This window comes from Nocardiopsis lucentensis DSM 44048 (assembly GCF_000341125.1).
Lineage (GTDB): Bacteria > Actinomycetota > Actinomycetes > Streptosporangiales > Streptosporangiaceae > Nocardiopsis > Nocardiopsis lucentensis.
The window spans coordinates 1-2,578 of sequence record NZ_ANBC01000183.1; the positions used below are offsets into that span (position 1 = coordinate 1).

Consider the following 2,578-nt stretch of genomic DNA (forward strand, 5'->3'; position numbering starts at 1 on the left):
CGGCGGTGGCACTCACCCAGCTCGCGGCCGAACTGGATGCCAGTGTCGGGCAGGCCCAGTGGGTGCAGAACGCTTACAACGTCACCTTCGCGGCGTTCATGCTCGCCGCGGGCGGTCTGGCCGACCGGTTCGGCCGCCGCAGGATCCTCGTCATCGGTGTCGTGGTGTTCATGGCCATGGCCGCGGTCATCGGACTGTCCTCGAACATCATCGTCATCGACGTGGCCAGGGCGGTGCAGGGCGTCGGGGCCGCGGGAATCCTCACCAGCGGCGCCGCGGTCCTCGCCGACGGGTTCCGAGGCGCGGCCAGGGCACGCGCCTTCGGGGTCCTGGGCAGCTCCTTCGGATTCGGCCTGGCACTGGGGCCGCTCGTCGCGGGCGTGCTGGTCAACATCGCGAGCTGGCGCGCGGTCTTCCTGATGAACGTCGTGCTCGGCGTCATCGTGCTCCTCCTGGTCCGCGCCATCCGGGAGTCGCGCGATCCCGAGGCGACCAGTGTGGACTGGGGCGGCGTCATCACGTTCAGCGCCAGCCTCTTCCTGCTGTCACTGGCGTTCGTCCAGGGTGCCGAGGCTGGGTGGCTCAGCCTGAGCACGATCGGCGCGGTCGTCGGTTTCGTCGCCTTCCTCGCGGCCTTCATCGTCGTGGAGTCGCGGGTCCGGCGGCCCATGTTCGACCTCGCGCTCTTCCGTCGCCCGACCTTCGTCGTGGTGGTCTGCCAGCCCTTCACCATCACCTTCGGATTCGTGGTCCTGCTCGTCTACCTGCCGCCCTTCTTCCAGGGCGTGGGCGGTTTCGGCTCGACGGAGGCGGGTGCGCTGCTCCTCCCCCTGACCCTGCCGGTGCTGCTCCTGCCACTGGTGGCCGGACAGATCGCCGCCAAGGCTCCCCTGCGCGTCATGCTCGCCCTCAGCTCACTGCTGATCGCCGGTGGCTCCCTGTGGCTGATGGTCCTCGAACCGGGCCAGTCCTGGACCTCCCTCATCGCCCCCCTGGCCCTGTTCGGCATCGGTGTGGGCAGCGCGTTCGGGGTCATGGACAACGCCGCCGTCAGCACGGTGGAGGTCGAACGCGCCGGTATGGCCTCCGGGATCTTCAACACCATGCGCATCACCGGCGAGAGCGTGGCCATCGCGGGGGCGGGGTCACTGCTGACCAGCCTGTCGCTGCGCTCGCTCGACCTGCCCTTCGCCACGGCCGAACAGGAGCGGACCCTCGCGGGAGAGGCCACCCAGGGGCGGCTGGACACCGGGCTGGCCCAGTTGGCCGCCGACGAGCGCGAACCCGCGCTGGAGGCGATCTCGGCCAGCCTCACCTCGGCCATGCACACCACGTTCCTCGGACTGGCGGTCCTCGCCCTGGCCGGAGCGGTGGTGACGTTCCTCATCGTCAAGGAACGAGAACTCCGCAAGACCGACTAGACCCATTCCCCATCCTTTCGGGCGAATCCGTCCACCACACCAAAGAATGGAGACACTTCACATGCGATACCGCTATCTGGGAGACACGGGGCTGTCCGTCTCCGAGCTGTGCTACGGCTCGTTCAATTTCGGAGGGAGCGCCAAGTTCCTGGGAGCGCCCGACAGGGACTGGGCCGAGTTCGGCACGGTCGACGACGATGACGTCTTCGCCCTCATCAACACGGCTCTGGACGCCGGGATCAACTTCTTCGACACCGCGGACGTGTACAAGAACGGCATGGGCGAGGAGTTCCTCGGCGCCGCGCTCAAGAAGGTCCGCGACCGGGTCGTGATCGGGACCAAGGGCCGCTGGCGCATCACGGACGACCCCAACGACCTGGGTGCCTCCCGCCACCACCTGTACGCCGCCGTCGAGGCGAGTCTGCGCCGCCTGAACACCGACTACATCGACCTCTACCACATCCACGGGTTCGACCCCCGGACCTCCCTGGACGAGACCCTGCGCGCCCTGGACGACCTGATCCGGGCGGGCAAGATCCGCTACATCGGTGTGTCCAACTTCGCCGCCTGGCATCTGATGAAGGCGCTGTCGGTCTCCGAGCTGCGCGGCCTGTCCCGGTTCGTCTGCTACCAGGGCTACTACAACCTGGCCGCTCGCGACCTGGAGCGGGAGATCGTGCCGCTGGCCGTGGACCAGAAGGTCGGCATCACCGCCTGGAGCCCGCTCGCGGGCGGTTTCCTCACCGGTAAGTACAAGCGCGGTGAGCGCCCCGAGGGCAGCCGCCTGGCGAACGCCACCGCGGCCGAGTCCGCCCCGCTCACCGACGAGGAGCAGGCGCACGACATCGTCGACGCGCTTCGGGAGATCGCCGAGAAGCGGGACGCGAGCATCGCCCAGGCCGCCGTGAACTGGCTGCTGGCCAAGCCCGGCGTCACCTCGGCCGTCATCGGCGCGAGCAAGCCGCACCAGCTGGAGGACAACCTCAAGGCGATGGAGTGGACGCTCACCGAGGAGGAGGTGGCCCGGCTCGACGAGGTGAGTGAGACGCCGGCTCCCTACCCCTACTGGCACATCCGCACCGTCGGCGCCGACCGCAAGGTCGCCGGGGACGTCTACCCCTAGTCGGTGCCTGTTCCGGGCCCGCCGCTTCGGCTTT

Annotated in this window: 2 protein-coding genes; both read left to right on the forward strand. The window is 68.7% G+C overall.

All coding sequences use genetic code 11. From position 1 onward, the window contains the following. A partial coding sequence (locus D471_RS0106040; RefSeq protein WP_017597796.1) for an MFS transporter occupies positions 1-1,421 on the forward strand: 1,421 nt, incomplete at its 5' end. Between the two features lie 61 nt (positions 1,422-1,482). Further along, entirely contained in the window at positions 1,483-2,544 is a 1,062-nt protein-coding gene (locus D471_RS0106045) for an aldo/keto reductase (RefSeq protein ID WP_017597797.1), read from the forward strand. The last annotated feature ends 34 nt before the right edge of the window (positions 2,545-2,578 follow it).

Excerpts from the sequence above, each read along its gene's own strand:
- D471_RS0106045 (WP_017597797.1), top strand. The coding sequence starts at position 1,483 with ATGCGATACCGCTATCTGGGAGACACGGGGCTGTCCGTCTCCGAGCTG.